We start from the raw sequence: 25,493 nt of genomic DNA on the forward strand, positions 1-25,493 counted from the left end.
GATGGACTGCCTGGTTGCCCGACTTGCCAGAAACATGCCTGCGGGGCGCAGCCTACGCCGCCCTGGAGGCCTCCCGCGGTGCCGGCTGCCCGCGCTGGCCCGGTTCGCGCCGGCTGCGCTGCGCCTGCACCTTCTGCTCGTGGTTCTGGTTTGCCTCGTCGATCGAGTGGCTGCACTTGATGTCGCCTTCCTCGTCGGCCCGTTTTGCCAGATGCCGGTAGAAATCGACCAATTGGCGCAGTTCTTCCTCGTCGAGGTCCTCGATGGCGACCAGATGATTGCTGGCCTCGCGGTGTGACGCCAACAGCTCGTTGAGCTTCAGGTGCACCGCCACGGAATCCTTGTTCTGGCTTTGCTGGATCAGGAACACCATCAGGAACGTGACGATGGTGGTGCCAGTGTTGATCACCAGTTGCCAGGTTTCGGAATAGCCGAACAGCGGCCCCGTGATGGCCCATACCGCCACCACGAACACGGCCAGCACGAATGCCGCCGGCGACCCCGCCTGGTGCGTAGCCGCACCGGCAAAACGGTCGAACAGGTGAAAGATGCGATGACGCCCGGGCTTGTCCATGAGGCGGCTCCCTTGCTTGCCAGACTGACTTCATTGTAGGGAGCGGTCGTGCGTCAAAGCAGCCGGGCGGCGTCCTACACTGGTGTCATCCGGAACCGTGACGTGTCGTTTTTACAAGCGCACCCGCCTCGGCCAGCGCATCACGCGGGCATGACGATTGCGTCCCATTGCCATGCCATGACTGATGACAAAGGATCGCCATGCCAACTGAAAGCGAAGCCCTGGACCGCACCAGCCCCGAGGAAGACGACGAAATGCTGCGCGAGCGCGTGGGTACCTGTATCGCGGAAATCTGCGGTGGCGACATGCCCGACAGCGTGACCGTCCATGTGGTGGACCGCCGCGTGACGCTCTCCGGGCAGGTCGAGGACATCGATCTCTCCCAGCGCATCGAGAAAGCCGCCTCGACGCCGCCGGGCATCCTCGGCGTCTCGAACCAGCTCACCACGCGCGTGCCCCCGCCCGCCGAACCGCCGGGACAGCCTGTCGAGGCAACGGGCATGCGCGCCGATCCGTCCCAGAAGCCGGCCGGACAGGTCAACCACAAGGTCTGAGGGGTCAGGCCCGCGCCACGCGCGCGGGCCCCGAAACAAAAAACGCCCTCTCCATTGCCGGAGAGGGCGCTTCAACGCGGGCGAGCGGTCAGCCCCACGGATCGTAACGATCCTTTTCCCAGTACGGCGAGATGCCGTAATACTCGTGGATGCTGGTGGCCCACTGCGAATTGGCCATGGTCGGCCACTGCTCCTTGTCGAAACCGGGCGCGGCCTTGATGCGCTCTTTCTCCACGCCCAGCACGAAGCACTTGCGGCGCGTGTCCAGCGTCAGGGCCGACCACGGCAACGCGTGCAGCTTCTCGCCAATACCGAGGAAGCCGCCCATCGCCAGCACGGCGTAGGCAATCCGGCCCCCAAGAATGTCGAGCATGATGTGGTCGATGGTACCGATTTCCTCGCCCGAGGGATCCACCACCTTGTTGCCTTCTAGCGTATCGGCTGCCATCACGAACGGTCCGCACCCTGCGCCATTCTGGTCGGCATCGCCGATGATGGATGCACCGCGCGGCGGCGCACCGGCAGGCGATTGCGGCGGTACTTGCGGGTCGTTGGGGTTCATATGCAGTGCCTCCTGTGGAAAGTCGTGGAAGTCGTCACAACGTCATGCTCGTCGATGGCGGGGTCAGCGCCCAACCGGCACCGGCGGCACCAGCGGGTCGAAGTCTTCCCACTGCCCGTCGCGCCACTGCCCTTCGGCACGCTCAACGTCCTTGGCGCCGTTCTGGCGCAGTTCATTGGCCACGAGCGTGGTGTTCTCGTTGCTGACATGAGCTGCCAGCAGCACGCCGGCGTGCCGCACCCGCGCGTTGCGCTGGCCGCCGGTCAGCGACAGCGCGCCCATCAGCGAGCCCGCATAGGCGCCAAGGCCCGTGGCAAACGCCACCACCAGCACCAGGACCCATGGCTGCGGCGGCGCCTCGTACCAGGCGCGCAGCGCGGCGGCCAGACAGATGCCGATACCGGCACCCAGCGCGGCACCGATCATGATGCCGCGTCCGGCGCCCTTGCCTGCCTTGCGCGCGCCCGGATCGACGGCCTCGTCGCCGCCAATCGGATAGGTGCCGTGCTGTCCCGGCGGGTTCACATAGAACATGGTCAGATCGTCCTGCCTGACGCCTTTGGCCAGCAAGCGGGTTGCGGTGGTCTCGGCGCGGGCAAACGTGTCGAAGCGTCCTGCAATGATCGTAGACATCCTGTGGCTCCGTTCAAGGCATGTTGCATTGCGATGCGGGGGGCGGCGCACAGCGCCGCCGCGCTGTTACTGCCGTCAGTGCTTCTTGCCCGCCTTGTCGGACTTCGCGGCCGACTTGCCGGACGTGTCGCTGGCACCGGCCCGGTCCGCCGCGGCGGTATCGCCGGCCGGCTGATGCTCGCTGCCTTTCTTGAGCTTCCAGTCCACGTCGTCGCGGGCGGTCTGCATCTGGCGTTCGGCGTGCTGGGCGGCGCCCGGCGAGATCGGGTCGCTGGCCGGGAAGGTCATGTCGAGCGCGTCATCGACGGCCGACTGGTAGGTCTTGTGCTTGGCCTTGTCGGTGGCGGCAGACTTCGCGCCCGACTTCTCGGTGGCCTTCGTGGCGGGTTTCGCCGACGGCTTTTGCGAACCCTTGGAAGCATTGGCGTTGGGCATGACATCTCTCCTGTTGGGTATCGAATTCGGTTCCCCTGTCTGCGGGGCTCCGGGAGAAGACGATGCAAGGGCCGGGCCAGCGCCGGCGCGTGGCGTCACCTGCGCATGCGCGGCGTTCCAGGTGACGTACGGGAGAGGGAGACGGGGTGGCCGGCGCGGCAGAAAGTGCGCCGGGCGGTAAAAACTGCCTAGACCGGAACCGCGCCAGCGGTGCGCGGAAACCGTACGGCGATGCACACCGACACGTTGTCGCTGTCGCACTCCTGGTTCTCGGCGGTCAGGCGGGCGCCCTGCAGTTCGACCATGCGGCGCGTCAGCAGCAGCGCGGCGCTCTGGCGCGGCGCGTGGCCCTCGGGCGCCGTGCGGCGGTCGAAGAAATCCGACAGCGCCGAAAGCCGGGTCGCGCCGCGCGAACGTTCCAGCGGGCCGCTTTCGGTAATGCGGAACTTGACGTAGTCCGCTTCCGCGGAAAGGTGCACGCGGATCGTGCCGCCCGCCGGCGCGCGCCAGATGCAATGGACGAGCAGGTGCCGCAGCAGCGGCGCCACGCGCAGCGAATCGCCGGGCACCAGGAAGCTGGCGCCGTCCTCGCCCTGGCAATCGAGCGCGTCGATGATCACGCCGCGCGCCTCGGCAGCCGGACGCTTGTCGGCAATCGCCTGGCCAGCCTCGGTGCGCAGGTCGGTCTCGGCCCATGCCGAAGCGCGGGCGTCGGCCAGCAGGTGTACGCCCTCCTCCATTTCCTCGATCAGCGCCAGTTGCTGCTGCATGCCGGCGCGCATGCCGTCCAGCGCGCGCTGGGCCGGGGCGGCCAGCGTGCCGATCGAGCGGTCCAGCACGTAGCTCCAGCTCTGGATCCCGTTCAGCGACGAGCGCAGGTCGTGCGAAGCCTGCTCGATCAGCGCGCAGACTTCGTCTATGCCGTGGATCGGCGTTGGAGCGGCACAGGCGTCGCAATCCTGTGGGGGAGGCGGTCCGAAATCCGGGTGGGCGCGGGGAGCATCAGCCATGGTGAGCCATTGACATTGTCTTCAAACGGGAACAGCCGTTCAGGCTCCACGCAAAAACCGTGCGCTGCGGCATAGGGTCCGCCTTTGGGCGGCCGCTCGCCGGCATCACGAGGCTGCAGGCGGGCTGGCCTCGCCATTGCGCGACGCACGCAGCCACTCGGGCAGTTCGCCCTTCGCGGCGTAATCTTCCAGGCGGTTATATAAAGTCTTCAAACTGATTCCGAGGATTTCCGCGGCGTGCTTCTTCACGCCGGCGCATTGTTCAAGGGTGGCGAAGATCAGCTGACGGTCGGCCTCGGCCAGTGACATGCCAACCGGCACCGAGACCACGGCCGTGCCGCTGGTGGGCGCCGCCGCCACCTGCAGCGGGATCTGGACTTCTGTGATGACGTCCTGGTCGGCCATGATGTAGGCGCGCTGCACAAAATTGCGCAGTTCCCGCACATTGCCGGGCCACGAGTGGATGCGCAGGCTTTCCAGCACCGCCGCCGAGAAGCGCCGCTGCGAGCCCTGCTCCGCGTTGAGCTGCTCCAGCATCGTATTGGCGATCTGCACCACGTCCTCGCCACGCGCGCGCAGCGGCGGCAGTTCGATCGGGAACACATTCAGCCGGTGATAAAGGTCGGCGCGCAGCTTGCCTTCCGCTACGGCCTCTTCGGGATTGCGGTTGGTGGCCGCCAGCACGCGCACATCGGCGTGCGTCTCGCGGTTCGTCCCCACGCGCATGAAACTGCCGGTTTCCAGCACGCGCAGCAACTTGACCTGCAGTTCCAGCGGCATCTCGGTGATTTCATCGAGGAACAGCGTGCCGCCATCGGCGCGTTCGAAGTAACCCTTGTGCTGGCGGTCGGCGCCAGTGAAGCTGCCGCGCTCGTGGCCGAACATCTCGGTTTCGATCAGCGTCGGGGAGATGGCGCCACAGTTGACCGCCAGGAACGGCTGGCGGCGCCGTGCCGACAACTCGTGCACGGTCTGGGCCGCCAGTTCCTTGCCGGTGCCGCTCTCGCCGATCAGCAGGACCGTGGCCTCGGTGGGCCCGACCTTGCTGAGCTGGTCGTAGACCACCTGCATGGCCTCGGAGCTGCCCAGCAGCCGGCCGAAACGTCCGTAGCGGCGCAGTTCGCCGCGCAGCGAATGCACTTCGGCCCGCAGCTCGCTCGTGGTGGCGATGCGCTTGAGCACCGTCTGCAGCCGCGTCACGTTGATCGGCTTGACCAGATAATCGGTGGCCCCGAGGCGCAGCGCCTCGACAGCCGATTCCACGCTGGCGTAGCCGGTGGTCAGGATGACCTCGACGCCATTGGAGCCGACCTCGTCGAACAGCTCCATGCCGTTGCCGTCCGGCAGGCGCAGGTCGGCCAGGATGGCGTCCGGCATGCGCCAGCCAATCTGCAGGCGCGCCTCGCGCAGGTTACCGGCGGTGGCGGAAGAAAAACCTTCGATCGCCACGATTTCCGCCAGCGCCGCGCAGGCGTTTTCGTCGTCGTCAACGATCAGGATATGTGGCATAGGAAACTTGGGATGGCGTCGTCTGACCGGCGTCTGGTTGTCATGGGCCCGGGGGCTGGGTTGGTTGTCGGTGCGCAGGCCGGCCACCTACGCGGACGGCGGGCGCACAACGATAGCCTGAAGTGTAGCGACCGATGCATGGCCATTATGCCGGTGTCCGTCTGACACGCCTGTGGGAACACGCCGCGACAGGGGTCCGGGCGGTAGCCACCCGGCCCGCGAGCGGATAGCATGACAGGCATCTTCCACCATTGCGAGGAGTCCGCCCCGGCCGGCCGCCAGTCATTCCGGCGCCGGCTCCGGACTCCACAACCCGGACTTCACCACCCGTGTCAACCACCGCCACGCTGCCTTCCGGACGTTCCGCTCCGCCCGCGCCCCGCTCCCCGGGGCGCCGCGCCGTGCCCGCACAGGTGTCCCTGTTCTGGGACAGCACCGCGCCGGCCATGCAGCGGCTGATCGGCCAGCTCAACCGCGTGGCGGCCACCGACGTGACGATGCTCGCGGTGGGCGAAAGCGGTGCCGGCAAGGAGGTGGTGGCGCGGGCCGTACATGAGCGCAGCACCCGCAAGTCGGGGCCGTTCGTGGCCGTGAACTGCGGCGCCATCGCCCCGACGCTGATCGAATCCGAACTGTTCGGCCACGAAAAGGGCGGCTTCACCGGTGCGCTGGAGCAGAAGGCCGGGTATTTCGAGCAGGCCCAGGGCGGCACGCTGTTCCTGGACGAAGTCACCGAAATGCCGCTGGAGATGCAGATCAAGCTGTTGCGGGTGCTGGAAAGCCGCTCGTTCCACCGGGTAGGCGGCGATTCCCCGCTGGTCAGCGACGTGCGCATCCTGGCCGCCACCAACCGCGACCCGATGGACGCCGTGCGGGGCGGCCAGTTGCGCGAGGACCTGCTGTACCGGCTGGCGGTGTTCCCGCTCCACATTCCGCCGCTGCGCGACCGCACCGAGGACATCGTGCCGCTGGCCCGCCATTTTCTGGACGAGTTCAACGCGATGGAGCAGACCGACAAGACGTTTGCGCCCGGCTCGCTCGAACGGCTGGTCCGCTACGACTGGCCCGGCAATGTCCGCGAGCTCAAGAACACGATCTACCGCGCCTATATCCTGGCCGACCGGCAGGTCGAGATCGGCAATCCCGGCCTGGCCGGACAGCCGCCCCGCCCGACCACCGTCGATGGCGTGGTCAGCGTGCGCGTGGGCACGACGCTGGCCGATACCCAGCGCGAGATCATCCTGGCCACGCTGGCCAAGTTCGACGGCGACAAGCGCCAGGCCGCCAAGGCGCTCGGCATCAGCCTGAAGACGCTCTATAACCGCCTCGACGTCTACCGGGCGGGCTGACGGCCGGCCCGTCTTCCCCGGGTGATACCCCGACATGACGGCCGGATGGCTGCCGCCTTCCCGGCCTTTCCCCTGCTTTCGCCACACTTTTGCCACGATCTCACCCGATCGGGTGAGTTGCTGCGCGGACCTCCGCCGGTCTTCGCCTCAGGGCGTTTCCTACTCCGGCAAGTGGTGCTCCATGTATGTTTTACATATCTGACTGCATCAGCAATCTGTCCGACCCGGCCGAATCCGTTGCTGCACCGCACTTTCCGTCCAATGCCGAATTTCGCCGTGGGTTGGCATGCCCTTCGCATGCCTCACTCGAATTGATACTCGCGCGCCCACCTGCCCCGGGCGCTCACGGCCAAGGACGTGTGACGTGCGGATTTGCCAATTCAACCTGAAGCCGAGCCGGGCTGTGGACGACGACGCGCTTGCGCGGGCCCGGCGCCTCGGCTTCGACCATATCCTGCTGGCCGGCTGGTCAGTCCCCCATGTACCGCCCGAGACGCTGCGCGCGACGCTGGAAAGCTGCCGCCGCCACGGCCTTGCGCCGCTGCTCGACCTGGCGCTGGACCGGCTGCCACAGGATGGCCCCGGCACACAGGACGGCTGGGTGGACCACGCCCGGCCCGCCGGCAGTCCCGATGCCAGCGACAGCCACTTGCCCGGTGTCCGGGCACGCTGGTTCGATGACGCCACCGCCGGGCAGCTCGTGGCCTGGTGGAGCGAACAGTTGGCCGATGCCGTGCAGGCTGGCGCCGCGGGCTTCTGCTGCCGCGCACCGTCGCGCGTGGCCGGCCGCCACTGGCGTGAACTGATCGGCACGCTGCGCGGGCAGGACGGCGCCACGAGCGGACTGACCTTCCTGGCCTGGACGCCCGGCCTGTCCCCGCAGCAACTCGACGATCTGGCGGAAGCACCGTTCGACGGCGCGTTCTCGTCGCTGCCGTGGTGGGATTACCGCAGCGCCTGGCTGACCGAGGAAATTGCCCGCCTGCGCCGCTTCGGCCGGGTGCTGGCCGCCCCGGCCCTGGCCCCTGACGGCGCCGACGTACTGGCCGCACGGCGCGCGCTTTGGACTGCCGCCGCCATTGGCGATGGCTGGCTGGTGCCGGCCGGCTACGAAACCGGCGCGGCGCACGCCGACGATCTCGATGCCTCGCCGACCGCGCAGGCCGACGGACATCCCGACAACATCATCGACGCACCCTACGACCTGACGCACGAACTGCTGCAGGCCAACACGTGGCTGGCCGGGCGCGACAGCGAGCCGGCGGTCGCGGTGCGCCAGGTCAGCGGCCCCGATGCGCCGCTGACCGTGCTGGCCCGCGTGCCGCGCCACCTGGCCAACGGCGCCGCCGGCGCGCCGGCGCTGACCGTGGTGCTGAACCCCTGCCCGATCCAGCCCAACTCGTTCGGCGTGGACCGCGTGCTGAGCGCGTTGCCGCAACCGGCCGCCACACTGGCTCCGGCCGAGGGCGGCCCGGGCGGCATGCTGGAAACGGATGCGCCGCTCGATCCGTGCGGCGCCATCACGCTGCCGCCGGCCGACATCCGGCTGTTCGAAGCCCGCCCGGCCCCCGCGCCGGCCCAGCCGAAGCGCCGTGCCAACGGCGCCAGGGCTGCTGATCGCACGCTGGCCGCCGCCATGCAGGCGCCGCGCGTGGCCATCGAGAACCTGGCCCCCGCGGCCGACCACGGCCGCTTTGCGGTGCGCCGCACGGTGGGCGAGCGCGTGGAAGTGACCGCCGACCTCTGGATGGACGGCCACGACAAGCTGGCCGCCGCCGTGCTGTGGCGCGCGCCGGGTGAACAGGCCTGGCATGCCTCGCCGATGACCCACGTCGTCAATGACCGCTGGCGCGGCAGCTTTCCGATCGTCGCCATGGGCCGGCACGAATACACCGTGGAAGCATGGCGCGACACCTTCGCCAGCTGGCTCGACGAAGTCGGCAAGAAGCGCAAGGCCGGCGTGAACATCGCGCTGGAGATCGAGGAAGGCGCGCGGCTGGTGGCCGCCACGCTCGACACACCCGAGGGCAGCGCGATCCCCGAGGCGGGCGGCATCCTGGCCGACCTGCGCGGCGCCACCGGCGACGATGCCGTACGCCTGGAAATCCTGCTGTCGCCGCGCACCAACGCTGCGATGCAGGCCGCGATGATGACGCCAGCCGGCCGCCCGTTCGCCAGCCGCTACCCCACCACGATGCCGGTCGAGGCCGACCGCCTCGCCGGTCGCTTTGCCAGCTGGTACGAACTGTTCCCGCGTTCCGAGAGCGGCGACGTGAACCGCCACGGCACATTCGACGACGTGATCCGCCGCCTGCCGGCGATCCGCGCGATGGGCTTCGATGTGCTGTACTTTCCGCCGATCCACCCGATCGGCCAGGCGCACCGCAAGGGCAAGAACAACAGCCTCAAGGCGGAGCCGGGCGACGTGGGCAGCCCCTATGCGATTGGCAGCCCGGACGGCGGCCATGATGCACTGCATCCCGAACTCGGCACGATGGAGGATTTCCAGCGGCTGCGCCGCGCGGCTGCCGACCTTGGCATCGAACTGGCGCTCGACTTCGCCATCCAGTGTTCGCCGGATCACCCATGGCTGCGCGAGCATCCCGAGTGGTTCTCGCACCGGCCCGATGGCTCGCTGCGCTACGCCGAGAATCCGCCCAAGAAGTACGAGGACATCGTCAACGTCGATTTCTATGCCGAGCCACCCGCGGGCGAACAGCTCTGGGCCGCGCTGCGCGACGTGGTGATGTTCTGGGCCGACCATGGCGTGCGGATCTTCCGCGTGGACAATCCGCACACCAAGCCGCTGCCGTTCTGGGAATGGATGATTGCCGATATCCGTGCGAAATACCCCGACACGCTGTTTCTGGCCGAAGCGTTCACGCGCCCGAAGATGATGGCGCGGCTGGCCAAGCTCGGCTTCGCGCAGTCGTACACGTACTTCACCTGGCGCAACACCAAGGCCGAGCTGACCGAGTACATGACCGAGCTGACGCAGAGCCCGCTGCGCGAGTTCTACCGGCCGCACTTCTTCGTCAACACGCCCGACATCAACCCGTACTTCCTCCATGACAGCGGCCGCCCCGGCTTTCTGATCCGCGCCGCGCTGGCGGCGCTGCTGTCGGGGCTCTGGGGCATGTACAACGGCTTCGAGGTCTGCGAGAGCGCACCGCTGATCCTCAACGGCGTGGAGAAGGAGGAGTATCTCGACTCCGAGAAATACGAGCTGCGCGTGCGCGACTGGAACGCGCCCGGCAACATCGTGGCCGAGATCTCGCGGCTGAACCAGATCCGCGCCAGCCACCCGGCGCTGCAGAACCACCTGGGCCTGCGCTTCTATTACGCCAGCGACGACGCCGTGCTGTACTTCGCCCGCTTCATCCCGCGCGAGGGCGACGGCCCCGGTGTCTTCGGCGATGACGTGCTGCTGGCCGCGATCACCCTGGACCCGCGCGCTCCGCGCGAAAGCGATATCGAACTGCCACTGTGGGAATGGGGCCTGCCCGACCACGCCGCGCTGGAAGCCGAAGACCAGATGTCCGGCCGCCGCTTCACCTGGCAGGGCAAGCACCAGCGCATCCGCCTCGACCCCCACGCGCTGCCGTTCGCGCTCTGGCACGTCAGGCCACAACAACAATCAGGAGACCCGGCATGAAGCGACTCTCGGAGCGCGCCAACGCCGCACTGCTCAACGCCGACCCCCTCTGGTACAAGGACGCGGTCATCTACCAGCTCCATATCAAGTCGTTCTACGACGCCAATGGCGATGGCGTGGGCGATTTCGCCGGCCTGCTGGCCAAGCTCGACTACCTGGTCAACCTCGGGGTCGACACGGTCTGGCTGCTGCCGTTCTACCCGTCGCCGCGCCGCGACGACGGCTACGACATTGCCGACTACCGCAACGTGCACCCCGACTACGGCACGCTGGCCGAAGCCAAGCGCTTTGTCACCGCTGCCCACGCCCGCGGCCTGCGCGTGATCACCGAACTGGTCATCAACCACACGTCGGACCAGCACCCATGGTTTCAGCGGGCCCGCAAGGCCAAGCCCGGCTCGGCGGCACGCAACTTCTACGTGTGGTCCGACAACGACCAGAAGTACGCCGGCACCCGCATCATCTTCTGCGACACCGAGAAGTCGAACTGGAGCTGGGACGCCGAGGCCGGCGCCTACTTCTGGCACCGCTTCTACTCGCACCAGCCCGACCTGAACTTCGACAACCCGCAGGTGCTCAACGAGGTGCTGTCGGTCATGCGCTACTGGCTCGACATCGGCATCGACGGCCTGCGGCTCGACGCCGTGCCGTACCTGGTGGAGCGCGAAGGCACCTCGAACGAGAACCTGCCCGAGACGCACGAGGTCATCCGCAAGATCCGGCGCCATCTGGACGAGCACTACGAGGGCCGCATGCTGCTGGCCGAGGCCAACATGTGGCCCGAGGACGCCCAGCAGTACTTTGGCGGCGCCAGCGGTGGCGGCACGGCCGACACCACCGGCGCGGCCAGCCCGGACGGCGGCATCCAGGGCGACGAATGCCAGATGTCGTTCCACTTCCCGCTGATGCCGCGCATGTACATGGCCATCGCGCGGGAGGACCGCTTTCCGATCACCGACATCATGCGGCAGACGCCGGAAGTGCCGCCCAACTGCCAGTGGGCCATCTTCCTGCGCAACCATGACGAGCTGACGCTGGAGATGGTGACCAGCAGCGAGCGCGACTACCTGTGGGAGGTCTACGCCACCGATCGCCGCGCGCGCATCAACCTTGGCATCCGCCGCCGGCTGGCGCCGCTCATGGAGCGCGACCGCCGCCGCATCGAGCTGATGAACAGCCTGCTGTTCTCGATGCCCGGCACGCCCGTGATCTATTACGGCGACGAGATCGGGATGGGCGACAACATCCACCTTGGTGACCGCGACGGCGTGCGTACCCCGATGCAGTGGTCGCCCGACCGCAACGGCGGCTTCTCGCATGCCGACCCCGAGCGGCTGGTGCTGCCGCCGCTGCAGGGTCCGCTTTACGGCTACGAGGCCGTCAACGTGGAGGCGCAGAACCGCGACCCCCACTCGCTGCTGAACTGGATGCGCCGCATGCTGGCGCTGCGCCGCCAGCACCGCGCCTTCGGCCGGGGCACGCTGCGCTTCCTGTTTCCCGGCAACCGCAAGATCCTGGCGTACCTGCGCGAATACGATGGCGAGCACATCCTGTGCGTGGCCAACCTGTCGCGCGCGCCGCAGGCCGTGGAGCTGGACCTGTCGCAGTTCGCCGGCCGCGTGCCCGTCGAGATGCTCGGCGCCACGCCGTTTCCCGCCATCGGCCAGCTGACCTACCTGCTGACGCTGCCGCCGTATGGCTTCTACTGGTTCGTGCTCAGCGAGGACGCCCAACCGCCCTCGTGGCACGTGGATGCACCGGAACAGATGATGGACCAGGTCACGCTTGTCGTGCAGAACAACGCCGGCCGCTCGGAGCTGACCGAGTCCGCGCGCCGTGCGTTGACTACCGAGGTGCTGCCGCCCTATCTGGCGCGGCGCCGCTGGTTCGCCTCGAAGGGCGAACGGATCGAACGCGTCAACGTGGCCTATGCCTGGCCGATCGCGCGCGTGGGCAATACCGAGGAGATTTTCCACTGCGAGGTGGAGGTGACGCTGCCGGGCCGCACCGAGTGCTACCAGTTGCCCGTGGCACTGCTGTGGGACCGCGAATCCACCGAAGGCATGTCGCAGCTGGTGCATGGGCTGTCGATGGCCCGCGTGCGGCGCGGCGCCCGTGTGGGCGTGGCAACCGACGGCTTCGTCGTGGAGCCGTTCGCCCGCGCCGTGGTCAAGGCCATGCGCGACGGCGTGCAGGCGGAGACGTCGCACGGCACCATCCGCTTCCTGCCCGAGCCGGGCCTGTCCGGCGCACCGCTCGAAGACGAACCGGTGCAGTGGATGTCGGCGGAGCAGTCGAACAGCTCGCTGGCCTACGGCAACACCGGCGTGCTGAAGCTCGTGCGGCGCGTGGCCGGCGGCATCCATCCCGAAGCCGAGATGACGCGCTACCTGACCCACCGGGGCTACACGCACTCGGCAGCCCTGCTGGGCGAAGTGGTACGCACCGGCGCCGATGGCACGCCGCACACGCTGATGCTGCTGCAGGGCTACATCCTCAACCAGGGCGACGGCTGGGACTGGACGCTCGACTATCTGGGCCGAGCCATCGACGACGCGCTGCCGGCCGCCGACATCGACGAGGATTTCGACGAGGCGATGAAGGGCTATGCCACGATGGTCGGCACGCTGGGTCGCCGGCTGGCCGAACTCCATGCCGTGCTGGCCGGCGACACCGACGAGGCGGCCTTCGCGCCCGAAACCGCCGGCGACGACCAGTCCGGGGAATGGGCGGACGAAGCGCTCAAATCACTGGACGAGGCGTTCGACCTGCTCGAAGCGCGCCGCGCTGACGCCAAGGGCGACTTTGCGCGCGATATCGAGACATTGCTGGCCGCGCGCGGCAGGATGCCGAAGCTCGTCGCGCGGCTTGCCGCCGCAGCTTCGGGCAGCCTGCAGACACGCATCCATGGCGACTTCCACCTCGGCCAGGTACTGATCGCGCAGAACGACACCTATCTGGTGGATTTCGAGGGCGAGCCGCGCCAGCCGCTGGCATTCCGCCGCCGCAAGACCTCGCCGCTGCGCGACGTGGCGGGCCTGCTGCGCTCGCTCGACTACGCCGCCGCCATGGTTGGCACCGACCGGCAGGAGCGCACGCATGCGCAGTTGCCGCCGGCCAAGGCCGAGCGCCGCGCCGCGCTGCTCGACCGTTTCCGCGAGACCGCCAATGCCGCGTTCCTGCAGTGCTACGAGCAGACCATGAACCACGCCGAACGGCCGTGGGCCACGGCGGGCCAGTTCCAGCCGCTGCTGGACCTGTTCCTGCTGGAACGCGCCGCCTACGAGGTGGGTTACGAGGCCGCCAACCGCGTGGCCTGGATCGACCTTCCCGCGAGCGGCCTCGCCCGTCTCGTACGCAAGCTGCTGGGAGATGACGATGGTAAGCAATGACGCCGCCATGCTCGACCTCGCGGCGCCCACGCTGCCCGCGCCGGTGATCGACGCCTTGCGCCACGGCCGGCTCGTCGATCCATTCGGCGTGCTCGGCCCGCACCGCGACGAGTACGGCATCGTGGTGCGGGCCGTCATGCCCGGCGCGGCGTCGATGCAGTTGACCGACGCGCGCGGCGAGACCGTGGCCGACATGGTGCGGCTGCATGACGACGGCGTCTTTGCCGGGCGCCTGCCCGGCTTCGCGCAAGGCCACCCGGTGGCGCAGGACTACCGGCTGCGCGTGCGCTGGCCCGATGGCAGCGAGCAGACCAGCACCGACCCCTACGCCTACACCCTGCTGCTCGGGGAACTGGACCTGCACCTGTTCAACGAGGGCCGGCACCTGCAACTGGGCAGTTGCCTGGGCGCGCAATGCATGACGATCGACGGCGAGGCCGGCGTGCGCTTTGCGGTCTGGGCGCCCAATGCGCAGCGCGTCTCGGTGATCGGCGACTTCAACGGCTGGAACCCGGCGCGGCACCCGATGCGGCTGCGCCACGGGTCGGGCATCTGGGAACTGTTCGTGCCCGAAGCGATGGGCGCCCATGGCGGCAGCCGCTACAAGTACGACCTGACCGGCCCGCACGGCCATGCCGTGCCCGACAAGGCCGACCCGCTGGCGCTGGCCACCGAGATCCCGCCCGCCACGGCATCGGTCGTGGCCTGCACCGGCCGCGACGCGCCGCCGTTTGCCTGGAACGACGCCGACTGGATGAAGCGGCGTGCCGAGACCGATCCCTACGCGGCGCCGATGTCGGTCTACGAACTCCACGTACTGTCGTGGCAGCGCGCCATCAACGATGCCGAGCGCGGCTGGGACATCCTGGCTGAACGGCTCGTCCCCTACATCCGCGACCTCGGCTTCACCCATATCGAACTGCTGCCGATCACGGAACATCCGTTCGGCGGCTCGTGGGGCTACCAGCCGCTGTCGCTGTTTGCGCCAACCTCGCGCCTCGGCTCGCCCGCGCGTTTCGCGGCGTTCATCGACAGTTGCCACCAGGCTGGCATCGGCGTGATCCTGGATTGGGTACCCGCGCACTTTCCGACCGACCCGCACGGGCTGGCCGAGTTCGACGGTACCGCGCTCTACGAACACCAGGACCCGCGCGAGGGCTTCCACCAGGACTGGAACACGCTGATCTACAACCTGGGCCGCAACGAGGTGCGCGGCTTCCTGCTGGCCGGTGCGATGCACTGGCTGGAACATTTCCATGCCGACGCGCTGCGCGTGGATGCCGTGGCCTCGATGCTCTACCGCGACTACAGCCGCGAAGCGGGGCAGTGGGTGCCGAACCGCTTCGGCGGCCGCGAGAACCTCGAAGCGGTGGCCTTCCTGCGCGAACTGAACTCGCTGGTGCGCGAGCGTTGCCCCGGCGCGCTGACGATTGCCGAGGAGTCGACCGCGTGGCCGGGCGTGACGGCCAGCGTGGAATCGGGCGGGCTTGGCTTCCACTTCAAGTGGAACATGGGGTGGATGCACGACACGCTGCGTTACCTGTCGCACGAGCCGATCCACCGGCCCTGGCACCACAGCGACATGACGTTCGGCATGGTCTACGCATGGTCCGAGGCGTTCGTGCTGCCGCTCTCCCACGACGAGGTGGTGCATGGCAAGGGCTCGATGATCGGCAAGGCACCCGGCGACGACTGGCAGCGCTTTGCCAACCTGCGCGCCTACTACGGCTTCATGTGGACCCACCCCGGCAAGAAGCTGCTGTTCATGGGCGGCGAATTCGCGCAGTGGCGCGAATGGAACCATGACGACGAACTCGACTGGGCACTGATGGACCAGCCCGCGCATCGCGGCATCCATTCGCTGGTACGCGACCTGAACCGCCTGTACCGCGAGCTGCCGGCCCTGCACGCGATGGACCACCGGCCCGAAGGGTTCCAGTGGATCGTGGGCGATGACCACCAGAACAGCGTGTTCGCCTACCTGCGCCGCGCCGCGCCGGACAGCGCCGACGTGGTGCTGGTGGTCGTCAACATGACCCCGGTACCGCGCGAGGGCTACCGCCTGGGCGTGCCGTGCGCGGGCACCTGGGAGGAATGCCTGAACACCGACGCCGGCATCTACGGCGGCAGCAACATGGGCAACGGCGGGCGCGTCGAGGCCGAGGCGTCGCCGTCGCACGGGCAGGCGCATTCGGTGTCGCTGACGCTGCCGCCGCTGGCCACGCTGGTGCTGCGCCCGCTGTCCGGTGCCACGGGATAGGAGGCGGCACGGGAGCAGCCGCTAACGGCAGGTATCGGCAGGGTTCGGCAGGACGGCTTCGAGAGAATAACCACAACAAAGCATACGAGGAGGATTGCGCATGGCGAGCAACACGGTCGATCGCCTGCTGCCCGGCAAGCCCTTTCCGCTTGGCGCGCACTGGGACGGTCTGGGCGTCAACTTCGCGGTATTTTCCGCGAACGCCAGCCGTATCGACCTCTGCCTGTTCTCGGGCAACGGCCGCAAGGAAATCCAGCGGCTGCCGCTGCCCGAGTGTACCGACGAGATCTGGCACGGCTACCTGCCGCATGCCCAGCCCGGGCTGCAGTACGGCTACCGCGCCTTCGGGCCCTACGAGCCCACGCGCGGCCACCGGTTCAATCCGCACAAGCTGCTGCTCGATCCCTACGCGCGGTCGCTGAGCGGTCCGGTGCGGTGGTCCGACGCACTGTTCGGCTACCGGCTCCACAGCCCCCGCGCCGACCTGACGCCCGACCGCCGCGACAGCGCGCCGACGATGCCCAAGGGCGTGGTCATCGACCAGAGCTTCAACTGGGGCGACGACCGCCCCCCGCATCACCCCTGGCCGAAGACCTCGATCTACGAGGTGCATGTGCGCGGCGCCTCGATGCTGCGCGACGACCTGCTGCCCCAGTACCGCGGCACGTTCGCGGCGCTGGCCGACCCGCGCTTCGTCGACCATCTTCAGCGCCTCGGCGTGACGTCGATCGAACTGCTGCCGATCCACGCCTTCCTGCAGGACCGCTTCCTGATCGAGCGCGGCCTGCGCAACTACTGGGGCTACAACACGCTGTCGTTCTTCGCCCCGGAGCCGCTCTACCTGTCCGGCCGCCAGCACCATGAAGTCAAGATCGCCATCCGGCGCCTGCATGCGGCCGGCATCGAGGTGCTGCTCGACGTGGTCTACAACCATACCTGCGAGGGCAACGAACTGGGGCCCACGGTGTCGTGGCGCGGCCTGGACAACGCCAGCTACTACCGGCTGGTGCCGGGCGACGAGCGCCACTACATCAACGACACCGGCTGCGGCAACACGCTGAACCTGTCCCATCCGCGCGTACTGCAGATGGTCATGGATTCGCTGCGCTACTGGGTGGAGGTGTTCCACGTCGACGGCTTCCGCTTCGACCTGGGCAGCACGCTGGGGCGCGAGAGCCACGGCTTCGATCCCGGCTCGGGCTTCTTCGACGCCATCCTGCAGGACCCGGTTCTTTCGCGCACCAAGCTGATTTCCGAGCCGTGGGACCTGGGGCCGGGCGGCTACCAGGTGGGCAACCATCCGCCCGGCTTTGCGGAATGGAACGACAAGTTCCGCGACAACGTGCGCCGCTTCTGGCGCAGCGATCCCGGCCAGCGCGGCGAACTTGCCGCACGCATCACCGGTTCGGCCGACCTGTTCGACCACCGCCACCGCAAACCGTGGGCCAGCATCAACTTCATCACCGCCCATGACGGCTTCACGCTGGCTGACGTGGTCAGCTACGCCCACAAGCACAACGAGGACAACCGCGAGGACAACCGCGACGGCAACGACGACAACGCGAGCGCCAACTGGAGCGCCGACGGCAGCGTGGAGGGCCCCAGCGACGACGAGGAAATCCGGGAGAAGCGCGGCCGCGTGGCACGCGCCATGATGGCCACGCTGCTGCTGTCGCAAGGCACGCCGATGCTGACGGCCGGCGACGAATGGGGCCGCAGCCAGGGCGGCAACAACAACGCCTACTGCCAGGACAACGAGCTGTCGTGGCTGAACTGGGCCGATGCCGCGCACCCGTCGAACGCCCCGATGATGCGCGTGGTTTCGCGCCTGCTCGCGCTGCGCCGCCAGTTACCGGTGCTGACCGAGAACCGCTTCGTGCACGGCCGCTCGCAGCCGGCACCCGGGCTGCCTGACATCGCGTGGTTCGGTGCCGACGGTGTCGAGCTGACCAGCGAGCAGTGGGCCAACCCCGAGGATCGTACGCTGGCGCTGCGCCGCGCCACGCACAGCCGCGAGGAAGAAGTCGAGGTGATCCTGCTCTGCCTCAACGCCAGCGCCGAGGACGTCGTGTTCCGCATGCCGCCGCCCGGCGAGGACTGGCGCCTGCTGTTCGACAGCGCGGCGCCCGATCTCGAAGACGATCCCGTGCCGCTCGATGCCGACGGCCAGCCCACCTGCAGGGTGGCGGCGCATGGGCTGGTGCTGCTGTCGGCGGCCGTACCCAGGGAAGAGGACCCCTCGACATGACTACCAATGTGCCACTGCGGGAACTGGGCGAGCGCGCCGGACTGCAACTGTCATGGCGCGACGCGTGGAACCGCCCGCAGACGCTTTCCGACGCCGCGCTGCATGCCGTGCTCACCGCGCTCGAACTGCCCTGCGGCACGCCCGGCGAGTGCGAATCGTCGCGCGCCCGGCTGGCCGCCGACGACGCCGCCCATCCGCTGCCGCCGCTGATCACCGCCGACGCGGACCAGCCCGTCAGCGTGCCATGGGCCCATACGATGCCGCAGCGCCCCTATCGGCTGACGCTGGAGGACGGCGGCGTGGTCGAGGGCATTGCCCACCGCAAGGCGGACGGCATGATGGAGATCGCGCCCGTAGCGCAATGGGGCTATCACCAGCTTCGCCTCGGCGACGTGGAAGCCACGCTGGCGGTGGCGCCGCCGCGCTGTTTCAGCGTGGCCGATGCGCTGGCCGCGTCCCCCCGCCGCGTGCCCGCCAGCCGGCCTTGGGGACTGTCGGTACAACTCTACGGGCTGCGCCATGATGGCGCGGCGCTGGCAGGGCTGGGCGACCTCACCACGCTTGCCGAGTGCGCCGCAGCCGCTGCACAGGCCGGCGCCGACGCCGTGGCCATCAACCCGCTGCATGCGGGCTTCTCGGCGCTGCCGGAACGCTACAGCCCCTACGCGCCGTCGAGCCGGATCATGTTCAATCCGCTCTATGCCGATCCCGCGCATGCTTTCGGCGCCGATGCCGTGGCACAGGCCATTGCGGCGCTGAATCTGGGCGATGCCATCGTCACGGCCGGGCAGCGCAGCGAGATCGACTGGCCGGCCACCGCGTCGGTGCGCCAGCAGGTCCTGCGCTGGCTTTGGGACCAGCGCGACACGCTGCTGCCCGTGGCGCGCCAGCAGGAGTTCGCAGCGTTTCGCGCGCGCGGCGGCAAGGCGCTGCTGGCGCACGCCTGCTTCGAGGCGATCCAGGCAGAACGGATTGCCGGCGCCACCACGGCCGGGGAACGGGCGAAGGCGGCGGACTGGCGCCAATGGCCCGAGACGCTGAAGAGTCCCGACGCGGCCGCCGCAGCCGCCTACGCCTCCACCCACGCCGACGAAATCGGCTACCACGCCTTCCTGCAATGGCTCGCAGCCGCGGGGCTCGACGCTGCGCAGAGTCGGGCACGGCAGGCCGGCATGGCGATCGGCGTGATCGCCGACCTGGCCGTGGGCACCGATCCCGGCGGCAGCCATGCCTGGACCCGGCAGGCCGAAATCCTGAATGGCTTTCACGCCGGGGCGCCGCCCGACCTCTACAACCCGCTCGGGCAGGATTGGGGCGTGGCCGTGTTCTCGCCGCGCGGGCTGCGCCGCAACGGCTATGCGGCGTTTATCGAGATGCTGCGCGCCAACCTCGCGCACGCGGGCGGCCTGCGCATCGACCATGTGCTCGGGCTGGCGCGCATGTGGCTGGTGCCGGCCGGCGCGCCCGCCAGCGAAGGAGCGTATCTGGCCTATCCGCTCGAAGACATGCTGCGGCTCGTGGCGATCGAGTCGTGGCGCCACCGCGCCATCGTGATCGGCGAGAACCTCGGCACCGTGCCCGAAACCCTCAATACCGCGCTGGCCACGCGCGGCGTGCTCGGCATCGACGTGCTCTGGTTCGAGCGCGAGGCGGCCGAGGATGCCGAGCCCGAAGCCGAAGCCGAAGCGGACGCGGGCACCATGCCGTCCGGGCCCGCGATTGCGCCGTTCCTGCCGCCGGACCAGTGGCCCGCGCAGGCCATCGCCACCACCACCACGCACGACCTGCCCACCATCGTCGGCTGGTGGTCGGGCAACGAGATCCGCTGGCGCGCGCGGCTCGGCCAGCTTGGCGAGCACGAGACCGAGGCCGGGCTGCTGGCCTTGCGCGACCGGGAACGGGCAGCGCTATGGCAGGCGATGTGCGAGGGCGGCGCCGCGCAGGGTGAAGCACCGGGACCCGAAGCCGCGCCGATAGAAGCCATTCTCGGCTGGCTCGGCCGTGCCGCCACGCCGTTGCGGCTGGTACCGGTGGAAGACCTGCTGGCATTGCGCGAGCAGCCCAACCTGCCGGGCACGATCGCCGAGCATCCGAACTGGCAGCGCCGGCTGGCACCCGACGTGCGCCAGATCTTTTCGGACGCCGGCGTGCAGCAGCGTATCGCGGCGGTACGGGGGAACGATGGCGGGCACTGACCGCGTAACACTACCAACGCTGTCAGTCGAGCGTCTGCAGCGCGCGGCACAGCGCATCGACGGTCAGCGGCTTGACCAGGTGCCCGTCGAAGCCAGCCGTCTCGGTGCGGCGGCGGTCCTCGGACGTGCCACGCCCGGTCAGCGCGAACACGCGCAGGCCGGCACGCGCGGCGCGCAGCCGGGGCAGCACTTCGAAGCCGCTCATGTCGGGCATTTCGAGATCGAGCAGCACCACGTCCGGCGCGAACGATTCGACCAGCGCCAGCGCCTGCATGCCCGTGTAGGCCGGCGTTGCCTGATGCCCCAGCACGGCCAGCAGTTCGGCCATGCTGTCGGCCGAATCGACACTGTCGTCGACGATCAGGATGCGGCGGCCAGCGCCAATGCCGGCGCTGGCGCGCGGCACGCTGGCACCGTCCATTTCCACCCGGGGCAGCAGCACGGTGAACGTGCTGCCCTGCCCCTCGCCCGCGCTGCTGGCCTGTACCGCGCCGCCATGGGCCTCGACGATGGCACGCGCCAGCGCCAGCCCGATGCCGAGGCCGCTGCGCGCCGTGTCGTCGCCTTCCTGCTCGAACAGGCTGAAGATGCGGTCCAGCGCGGCCGGGGCGATACCGCGTCCGTTATCGGTGACGCGCGTGACCACGTTGCCCTCCTCGGCTGCCACGGTCACGGTGATCGAACCGCCGCGCGCCGTGTACTTGGTAGCGTTGCTGAGCAGGTTCGAGAGCACCTGTTCCAGCCGCGCCGCATCGCCGTTGACGAACACCGGATTGGGCGGCAGCCTGACGTCGAGCCGCTGCGCGGCGCTCTCGAACGCGGGCCGCACGGCCTCCACGGCAGCGGCCACCGCTTCGTTGTAGAGAATCGGAACCGGTTGCACCTTGAGCTTGCCGCTGGTGACGCGGCCCACGTCCATCAGGTCGGTAACGAGCCGCGTGAGCAGTTGCAGTTGGCGGCCGATGATTTCGCTGCAATGGCGGATGCGCGGGTCGGTCACCGGCGTCAGGCGAATCACGTCGACCGCGTTGCGGATCGGCGCCAGCGGGTTGCGCAGTTCGTGCGCCAGGATGGCCAGGAAGGACTGCACGCGATGTCCGGCGTGTTCGAGTTCGGCCAGCCGTGCCGCATCCGATACGTCGCGCGCCGTCCACAGGATGCCGCTGACGCTGCCATGGCTGTCGCGCAGCAACAGTTGCCGGACCCGGCAGCGCAGCATGGTGCCGTCATGGCGTTGCAACCGCTCCTCGCCGGCCCAATGCCCGGTGCTGCGTACCGCTTCCAGCGCAGCGCGCTCGGCTGGCACACCGTCTTCGGCAGGCGCCCCGCGCGGATAGAGGATGCCCACCGGGCTGCCGATCGCCTCGGCGGCGGCATAGCCGAACAGTGCCTGGGCACCGGCGCTCCAGCTGCGGATGTCGCCCTCCATCCCCAATTCGCAGACGGCGTAGTCATCGAGCGTATCGAGCAGCTGACTCACCCGCTGGCCGGCATTGGAAGCCTGTTCCCCGGCGGCGGCCTCGACGGTGATGTCGCGGCAGATCACCAGAAAGCCTGCGGGCCCGCCATCGACCTCGGGCTGGGCCACGAGCGTGGCCTCGGCGAAAAAGGCGGTGCCGTCGCGGCGCACCTGCCAGCCCCTGAGCCGCGCCCGGGCCCCGGCCCGCGCGTCGGCCAGCCACCGTTCGGAGGCGCCGGCCGCCACCGATCCGGCGGCGTAGAAGCGCGACAGATGCCAGCCGGACACCTCGTCTTCGTCATACAGGTAGACGTTGCGCGCGGCCTCGCTCCAGCGGCGCACGGTGCCCTGCGCCGTGACCTCGAACAAGGCCGTTCCTTCCAGCGCGCCAAGCCAGTCGTGCAGGCGCGCGGCTTCGGCGGCATCGCCGGCCGCGGCCGGCACGCGCGGCGCGCGGCGTGCCATGCCCGCCGGCATCGGGGCAGCCGTGTCCTGCTTGGGCATAGGGGGTCCCTCTCTTATGGCGTGAGCGCTGCTTTTCTTGGAAGCACGGGTAATGACGGGGCGCCGCGTGCATGGACGGGTCGCCCTTCCATCATAGACGGTGCACCGCTACTCACTCGCCAGGCAAGACACGCAATTTTTACAGCCCCCGCCCGCTCAGCCGCAGGCCCGCTCGCGGGCACGCGCGGAAGGCGGCGGCGGATGCTTGTCGGGCAGGTTGCGCGCTGGCTGATCGCCCTTTTCCTTGTTGTGGTCGGGGCTCTGGTCTGGCCGGCGGTCCGGCCGGCGCACCGGTTCGTGCGGAATATGGGTCGCCATGGCGCGCCTCGCAACAGTTCGCGTGGAAGGAAGGATACCCCTCGTTGCAGTTTTCATACCAGGCCGGCTGCCGCTGCATCTTTCGCTGGCCTGAATCCGTTTCCCGTAGTACCACTTCTCCTACTACCTGCCTCAGGAGTCCAGCAATGACCGATGCGTCCCGGCTGCGGCCGGCCCCTGCCGATGATTCTTACCCCCCGCAGGCCACCCCGGCCCACGCCGGTCCGCCGCTCCCCGAGCATGCCGACGACACGCGTACCGCAATGTCCAGCGCCACCATCCGGCGCGCGTTCCTGGACCACGTGTTCTACACGCAGGGCAAGCTGCCCGGGCATGCCAGCGGCAACGATCTGTACCAGGCGCTCGCCCACACCGTGCGCGACCGGCTCGTGCAGCGCTGGATCAGCACCGCCGAGGCCTACCAGATGCAGCCGTCGCGCACGGTGGCCTACCTTTCGGCCGAATTCCTGATGGGGCCGCACCTCGGCAACAACCTCGTGAACCTCGGCATCGTCGAGGAAGTGCGCGCCGCGATGGCCACGCTGGACCTCGATCTGGAAGACATTCTGTCCCACGAGGACGAACCGGGTCTCGGCAACGGCGGCCTGGGCCGGCTGGCCGCCTGCTTCATGGACTCGCTCGCCACGCTGGAAATTCCCGCGCTGGGCTATGGCATCCGTTATGAGTACGGCATCTTCCACCAGCACCTGATCGACGGCCAGCAGGTGGAAACCACCGATACCTGGCTGCGCCACGGCAATCCGTGGGAGATCCAGCGCTCCGAGTGGGCGGTGCAGGTGCGCCTGGGCGGACATACCGAGCGGTACACCGACGATCGGGGCCGCTATCGCGTGCGCTGGGTGCCGGAGAAGACCGTGGTCGGCGTGCCGTTCGATTCGCCGATCCTGGGCTACCGGGTGAACACGGTCAACACGCTGCGGCTGTGGCGCGCCGAGGCCACCGAGGCGTTCGACTTCCACACCTTCAACCGGGGCGACTATCTCGGCGCCGTCAGCAAGAAGATCACGTCCGAGAACCTGACCAAGGTGCTCTACCCGAACGACGAGACAGTGCAGGGCAAGGAGCTGCGGCTCGAACAGCAGTACTTCTTCGTGGCGTGTTCGCTGCAGGACATGCTGCGGCTGCTGGCCTCGCACGGTATTCCGGTGACGCGGTTCCACGAGAAATTCGCGGTACAGCTCAACGACACCCACCCGGCGGTCGGCATTGCCGAACTGATGCGGCTGCTCGTGGACGACCACGACCTGGCTTGGGAAGATGCCTGGCACATCACGCGCCACGCCTTCGCCTACACCAACCACACGCTGTTGCCCGAGGCGCTGGAGCAGTGGCCGCTCGACCTTTTCCAGCGCATCCTGCCGCGCCACCTCGAAATCATCTACGAGATCAACGCGCGCTTCCTCGATGAAGTCCGCATCCGCTTCTATGGCGACGAAAGCCGGCTGGCGCGGCTGTCCCTGATCAACGAGACCGGCGGGCGCTATGTGCGCATGGCCGGGCTGGCCTGCGTCGGCAGCCATGCGGTCAACGGCGTGGCCGAACTGCATTCGCGGCTGATGCGCGAGGACGTGCTGCAGGATTTCCACGCGATGTGGCCGGACAAATTCACCAGCATCACCAATGGCGTGACGCCGCGCCGCTGGCTGGCGCTGTCGAATCCGCGCCTGACGCGGCTGGTCAACGAGGCCATCGGCGACGGCTGGATCAAGGATCTCGACCAGCTCCATGCGCTGGAACCGTATGCCGACGACGCCAGCTTCCGCGATCAGTGGCAGGCCGTGCGCCACCAGAACAAGATCGACCTGGCGCAGGTGATCCGCGACAACACCGGGGTGGTGGTCGATCCGTCCTCGATGTTCGACGTGATGGTCAAGCGCATCCACGAGTACAAGCGCCAGCATCTGGCGGTGCTCCACATCGTGGCGCTCTACCACCAGATCAAGTCGGACCCGCACGCCGACGTGGTGCCACGCACCTTCCTGTTCGCGGGCAAGGCCGCGCCGGGCTACCACTACGCCAAGCTGATGATCCGCTTCGTGACCTCGGTGGCCGAGGTGGTCAACCGCGACCCGCAGGTGCGCGACCGGCTCAAGGTGGTGTTCCTGCCCAACTTCAACGTCAGCTACGGCCAGAAGATCTACCCAGCCGCCGATCTTTCAGAGCAGATCTCGCTGGCCGGCAAGGAAGCCTCGGGCACCGGCAACATGAAGTTCGCGATGAACGGCGCGATCACGATCGGCACCATGGACGGCGCCAACATCGAACTGCGCGACGCCATCGGCGCCGACAATTTCTTCCCGTTCGGCCTCAACGCCACCGAGGTCTACGCGCTGCGGGCGGCCGGCTACCACCCGTCCACGTATTACGAAAGCAGCCCGGAACTGCGCGCGGTGGTCGATCTGGTCCAGCACGGCTTCTTTTCGAAGGGCGACGCCGCCGTGTTCCGCCCGCTGTTCGACGGCCTGCTGCAGCATGACCCCTACATGCTGATGGCGGACTTTGCCTCGTACCTGCAATGCCAGCGCGAGGTCTCGGCGGCCTACCTCGACACCCAGCGCTGGCAGCGCATGTCGGTGCTGTCGTCCGCGCGTTCGGGGCGGTTCTCTTCGGACCGCGCGATCCGCGAGTACTGCGAGCGCGTGTGGCGTGTGGACCCCGTGCCGGTCTGCCTGCTGCGGCGGTCCAGCGGGCATGTCCAGGGCCCACGCCGCGCCGGCGACGCCGTGGGCGCGCCGGGCAGCTTCAGCGAGCGCTGCACCTGAAGCGCTCGTCAGGCTGGCGGATTTGCACCGGCGTTGCAAATCCGCCAGCCGTC

The 25,493-nt window shown here is 68.6% G+C and carries 16 protein-coding genes; 8 read left to right on the top strand and 8 right to left on the bottom strand.

Features of this window, described 5'->3' with window-relative positions; translation table 11 throughout:
* Positions 1 to 52: 52 nt before the first annotated feature.
* A complete protein-coding gene (locus EV147_RS13695; RefSeq protein WP_130391711.1) occupies positions 53 to 574 on the bottom strand; it encodes a low affinity iron permease family protein in 522 nt (173 codons plus the stop codon).
* A 200-nt stretch (positions 575 to 774) separates the two neighbouring features.
* Between EV147_RS13695 and EV147_RS13700 the strand changes: the two genes are divergently transcribed.
* Positions 775 to 1,128: a BON domain-containing protein gene (locus EV147_RS13700; RefSeq protein WP_130391712.1), complete on the top strand. Its 354-nt coding sequence runs from the start codon at positions 775 to 777 to the stop codon at positions 1,126 to 1,128.
* 88 nt (positions 1,129 to 1,216) lie between these two features.
* Here the strand turns inward: EV147_RS13700 and EV147_RS13705 are convergent, their stop codons facing one another.
* The 5 genes from EV147_RS13705 to EV147_RS13725 all read right to left on the bottom strand — a co-directional run bounded on the left by EV147_RS13705 (position 1,217) and on the right by EV147_RS13725 (position 5,277).
* On the bottom strand, positions 1,217 to 1,690 hold the full coding sequence (locus tag EV147_RS13705) for a PRC-barrel domain-containing protein (protein WP_130391713.1): 474 nt from the start codon (positions 1,688 to 1,690) through the stop codon (positions 1,217 to 1,219).
* Positions 1,691 to 1,753: 63 nt separating this feature from the next.
* Positions 1,754 to 2,323 (bottom strand): hypothetical protein, encoded by a 570-nt coding sequence (locus EV147_RS13710; RefSeq protein WP_130391714.1) that lies wholly within the window; start codon positions 2,321 to 2,323, stop codon positions 1,754 to 1,756.
* Positions 2,324 to 2,398: 75 nt separating this feature from the next.
* The gene (locus tag EV147_RS13715) at positions 2,399 to 2,758 is read right to left on the bottom strand and encodes a hypothetical protein (RefSeq protein ID WP_130391715.1); all 360 of its coding nucleotides are present in this window, start codon (positions 2,756 to 2,758) and stop codon (positions 2,399 to 2,401) included.
* 188 nt (positions 2,759 to 2,946) lie between these two features.
* A complete protein-coding gene (locus EV147_RS13720) occupies positions 2,947 to 3,768 on the bottom strand; it encodes a sensor histidine kinase (protein ID WP_235844729.1) in 822 nt (273 codons plus the stop codon).
* 105 nt (positions 3,769 to 3,873) lie between these two features.
* Complete coding sequence (locus EV147_RS13725; RefSeq protein WP_130391716.1) at positions 3,874 to 5,277, bottom strand: sigma-54-dependent transcriptional regulator; 1,404 nt, start codon at positions 5,275 to 5,277, stop codon at positions 3,874 to 3,876.
* Between the two features lie 329 nt (positions 5,278 to 5,606).
* On the opposite strand from EV147_RS13725, the gene EV147_RS13730 reads away from it, so the two are divergent.
* The 6 genes from EV147_RS13730 to malQ all read left to right on the top strand — a co-directional run bounded on the left by EV147_RS13730 (position 5,607) and on the right by malQ (position 20,376).
* On the top strand, positions 5,607 to 6,626 hold the full coding sequence (locus tag EV147_RS13730; RefSeq protein WP_407923230.1) for a sigma-54 interaction domain-containing protein: 1,020 nt from the start codon (positions 5,607 to 5,609) through the stop codon (positions 6,624 to 6,626).
* 364 nt (positions 6,627 to 6,990) lie between these two features.
* On the top strand, positions 6,991 to 10,281 hold the full coding sequence (locus tag EV147_RS13735; RefSeq protein ID WP_235844730.1) for an alpha-1,4-glucan--maltose-1-phosphate maltosyltransferase: 3,291 nt from the start codon (positions 6,991 to 6,993) through the stop codon (positions 10,279 to 10,281).
* Entirely contained in the window at positions 10,278 to 13,673 is a 3,396-nt protein-coding gene (gene treS, locus EV147_RS13740; protein ID WP_130391718.1) for a maltose alpha-D-glucosyltransferase, read from the top strand. Before EV147_RS13735 ends, treS begins: the two co-directional genes overlap by 4 nt.
* Before the next feature lie 7 nt (positions 13,674 to 13,680).
* Positions 13,681 to 15,933, top strand: a complete 2,253-nt coding sequence (gene glgB / locus EV147_RS13745; RefSeq protein WP_130391806.1) for a 1,4-alpha-glucan branching protein GlgB — start codon at positions 13,681 to 13,683, stop codon at positions 15,931 to 15,933.
* 100 nt (positions 15,934 to 16,033) lie between these two features.
* Complete coding sequence (glgX, locus tag EV147_RS13750; RefSeq protein WP_130391719.1) at positions 16,034 to 18,181, top strand: glycogen debranching protein GlgX; 2,148 nt, start codon at positions 16,034 to 16,036, stop codon at positions 18,179 to 18,181.
* Positions 18,178 to 20,376, top strand: coding sequence for a 4-alpha-glucanotransferase (gene malQ / locus EV147_RS13755; protein ID WP_130391720.1), 2,199 nt, complete (start codon positions 18,178 to 18,180; stop codon positions 20,374 to 20,376). Before glgX ends, malQ begins: the two co-directional genes overlap by 4 nt.
* A 22-nt stretch (positions 20,377 to 20,398) precedes the next feature.
* Here the strand turns inward: malQ and EV147_RS13760 are convergent, their stop codons facing one another.
* Complete coding sequence (locus EV147_RS13760; protein WP_235844732.1) at positions 20,399 to 22,339, bottom strand: hybrid sensor histidine kinase/response regulator; 1,941 nt, start codon at positions 22,337 to 22,339, stop codon at positions 20,399 to 20,401.
* A gap of 156 nt (positions 22,340 to 22,495) precedes the next feature.
* Positions 22,496 to 22,657 (bottom strand): hypothetical protein, encoded by a 162-nt coding sequence (locus EV147_RS25960; protein WP_157994689.1) that lies wholly within the window; start codon positions 22,655 to 22,657, stop codon positions 22,496 to 22,498.
* A 263-nt stretch (positions 22,658 to 22,920) separates the two neighbouring features.
* Between EV147_RS25960 and EV147_RS13765 the strand changes: the two genes are divergently transcribed.
* Positions 22,921 to 25,440 (top strand): glycogen/starch/alpha-glucan phosphorylase, encoded by a 2,520-nt coding sequence (locus EV147_RS13765; protein WP_130391808.1) that lies wholly within the window; start codon positions 22,921 to 22,923, stop codon positions 25,438 to 25,440.
* The last annotated feature ends 53 nt before the right edge of the window (positions 25,441 to 25,493 follow it).

Source organism: Cupriavidus agavae, assembly GCF_004217045.1.
GTDB classification, from domain to species: domain Bacteria; phylum Pseudomonadota; class Gammaproteobacteria; order Burkholderiales; family Burkholderiaceae; genus Cupriavidus; species Cupriavidus agavae.

Coding starts and splice junctions, on each gene's coding strand:
- EV147_RS13695 (WP_130391711.1), bottom strand. CDS start 574: ATGGACAAGCCCGGGCGTCATCGCATCTTTCACCTGTTCGACCGTTTT.
- EV147_RS13725 (WP_130391716.1), bottom strand. CDS start 5,277: ATGCCACATATCCTGATCGTTGACGACGACGAAAACGCCTGCGCGGCG.
- EV147_RS13765 (WP_130391808.1), top strand. CDS start 22,921: ATGTCCAGCGCCACCATCCGGCGCGCGTTCCTGGACCACGTGTTCTAC.
- EV147_RS13715 (WP_130391715.1), bottom strand. CDS start 2,758: ATGCCCAACGCCAATGCTTCCAAGGGTTCGCAAAAGCCGTCGGCGAAA.
- EV147_RS13700 (WP_130391712.1), top strand. CDS start 775: ATGCCAACTGAAAGCGAAGCCCTGGACCGCACCAGCCCCGAGGAAGAC.
- glgX (WP_130391719.1), top strand. CDS start 16,034: ATGGCGAGCAACACGGTCGATCGCCTGCTGCCCGGCAAGCCCTTTCCG.
- EV147_RS13720 (WP_235844729.1), bottom strand. CDS start 3,768: ATGGCTGATGCTCCCCGCGCCCACCCGGATTTCGGACCGCCTCCCCCA.
- glgB (WP_130391806.1), top strand. CDS start 13,681: ATGCTCGACCTCGCGGCGCCCACGCTGCCCGCGCCGGTGATCGACGCC.
- treS (WP_130391718.1), top strand. CDS start 10,278: ATGAAGCGACTCTCGGAGCGCGCCAACGCCGCACTGCTCAACGCCGAC.
- EV147_RS25960 (WP_157994689.1), bottom strand. CDS start 22,657: ATGGCGACCCATATTCCGCACGAACCGGTGCGCCGGCCGGACCGCCGG.
- EV147_RS13705 (WP_130391713.1), bottom strand. CDS start 1,690: ATGAACCCCAACGACCCGCAAGTACCGCCGCAATCGCCTGCCGGTGCG.
- malQ (WP_130391720.1), top strand. CDS start 18,178: ATGACTACCAATGTGCCACTGCGGGAACTGGGCGAGCGCGCCGGACTG.
- EV147_RS13710 (WP_130391714.1), bottom strand. CDS start 2,323: ATGTCTACGATCATTGCAGGACGCTTCGACACGTTTGCCCGCGCCGAG.
- EV147_RS13760 (WP_235844732.1), bottom strand. CDS start 22,339: ATGCCCAAGCAGGACACGGCTGCCCCGATGCCGGCGGGCATGGCACGC.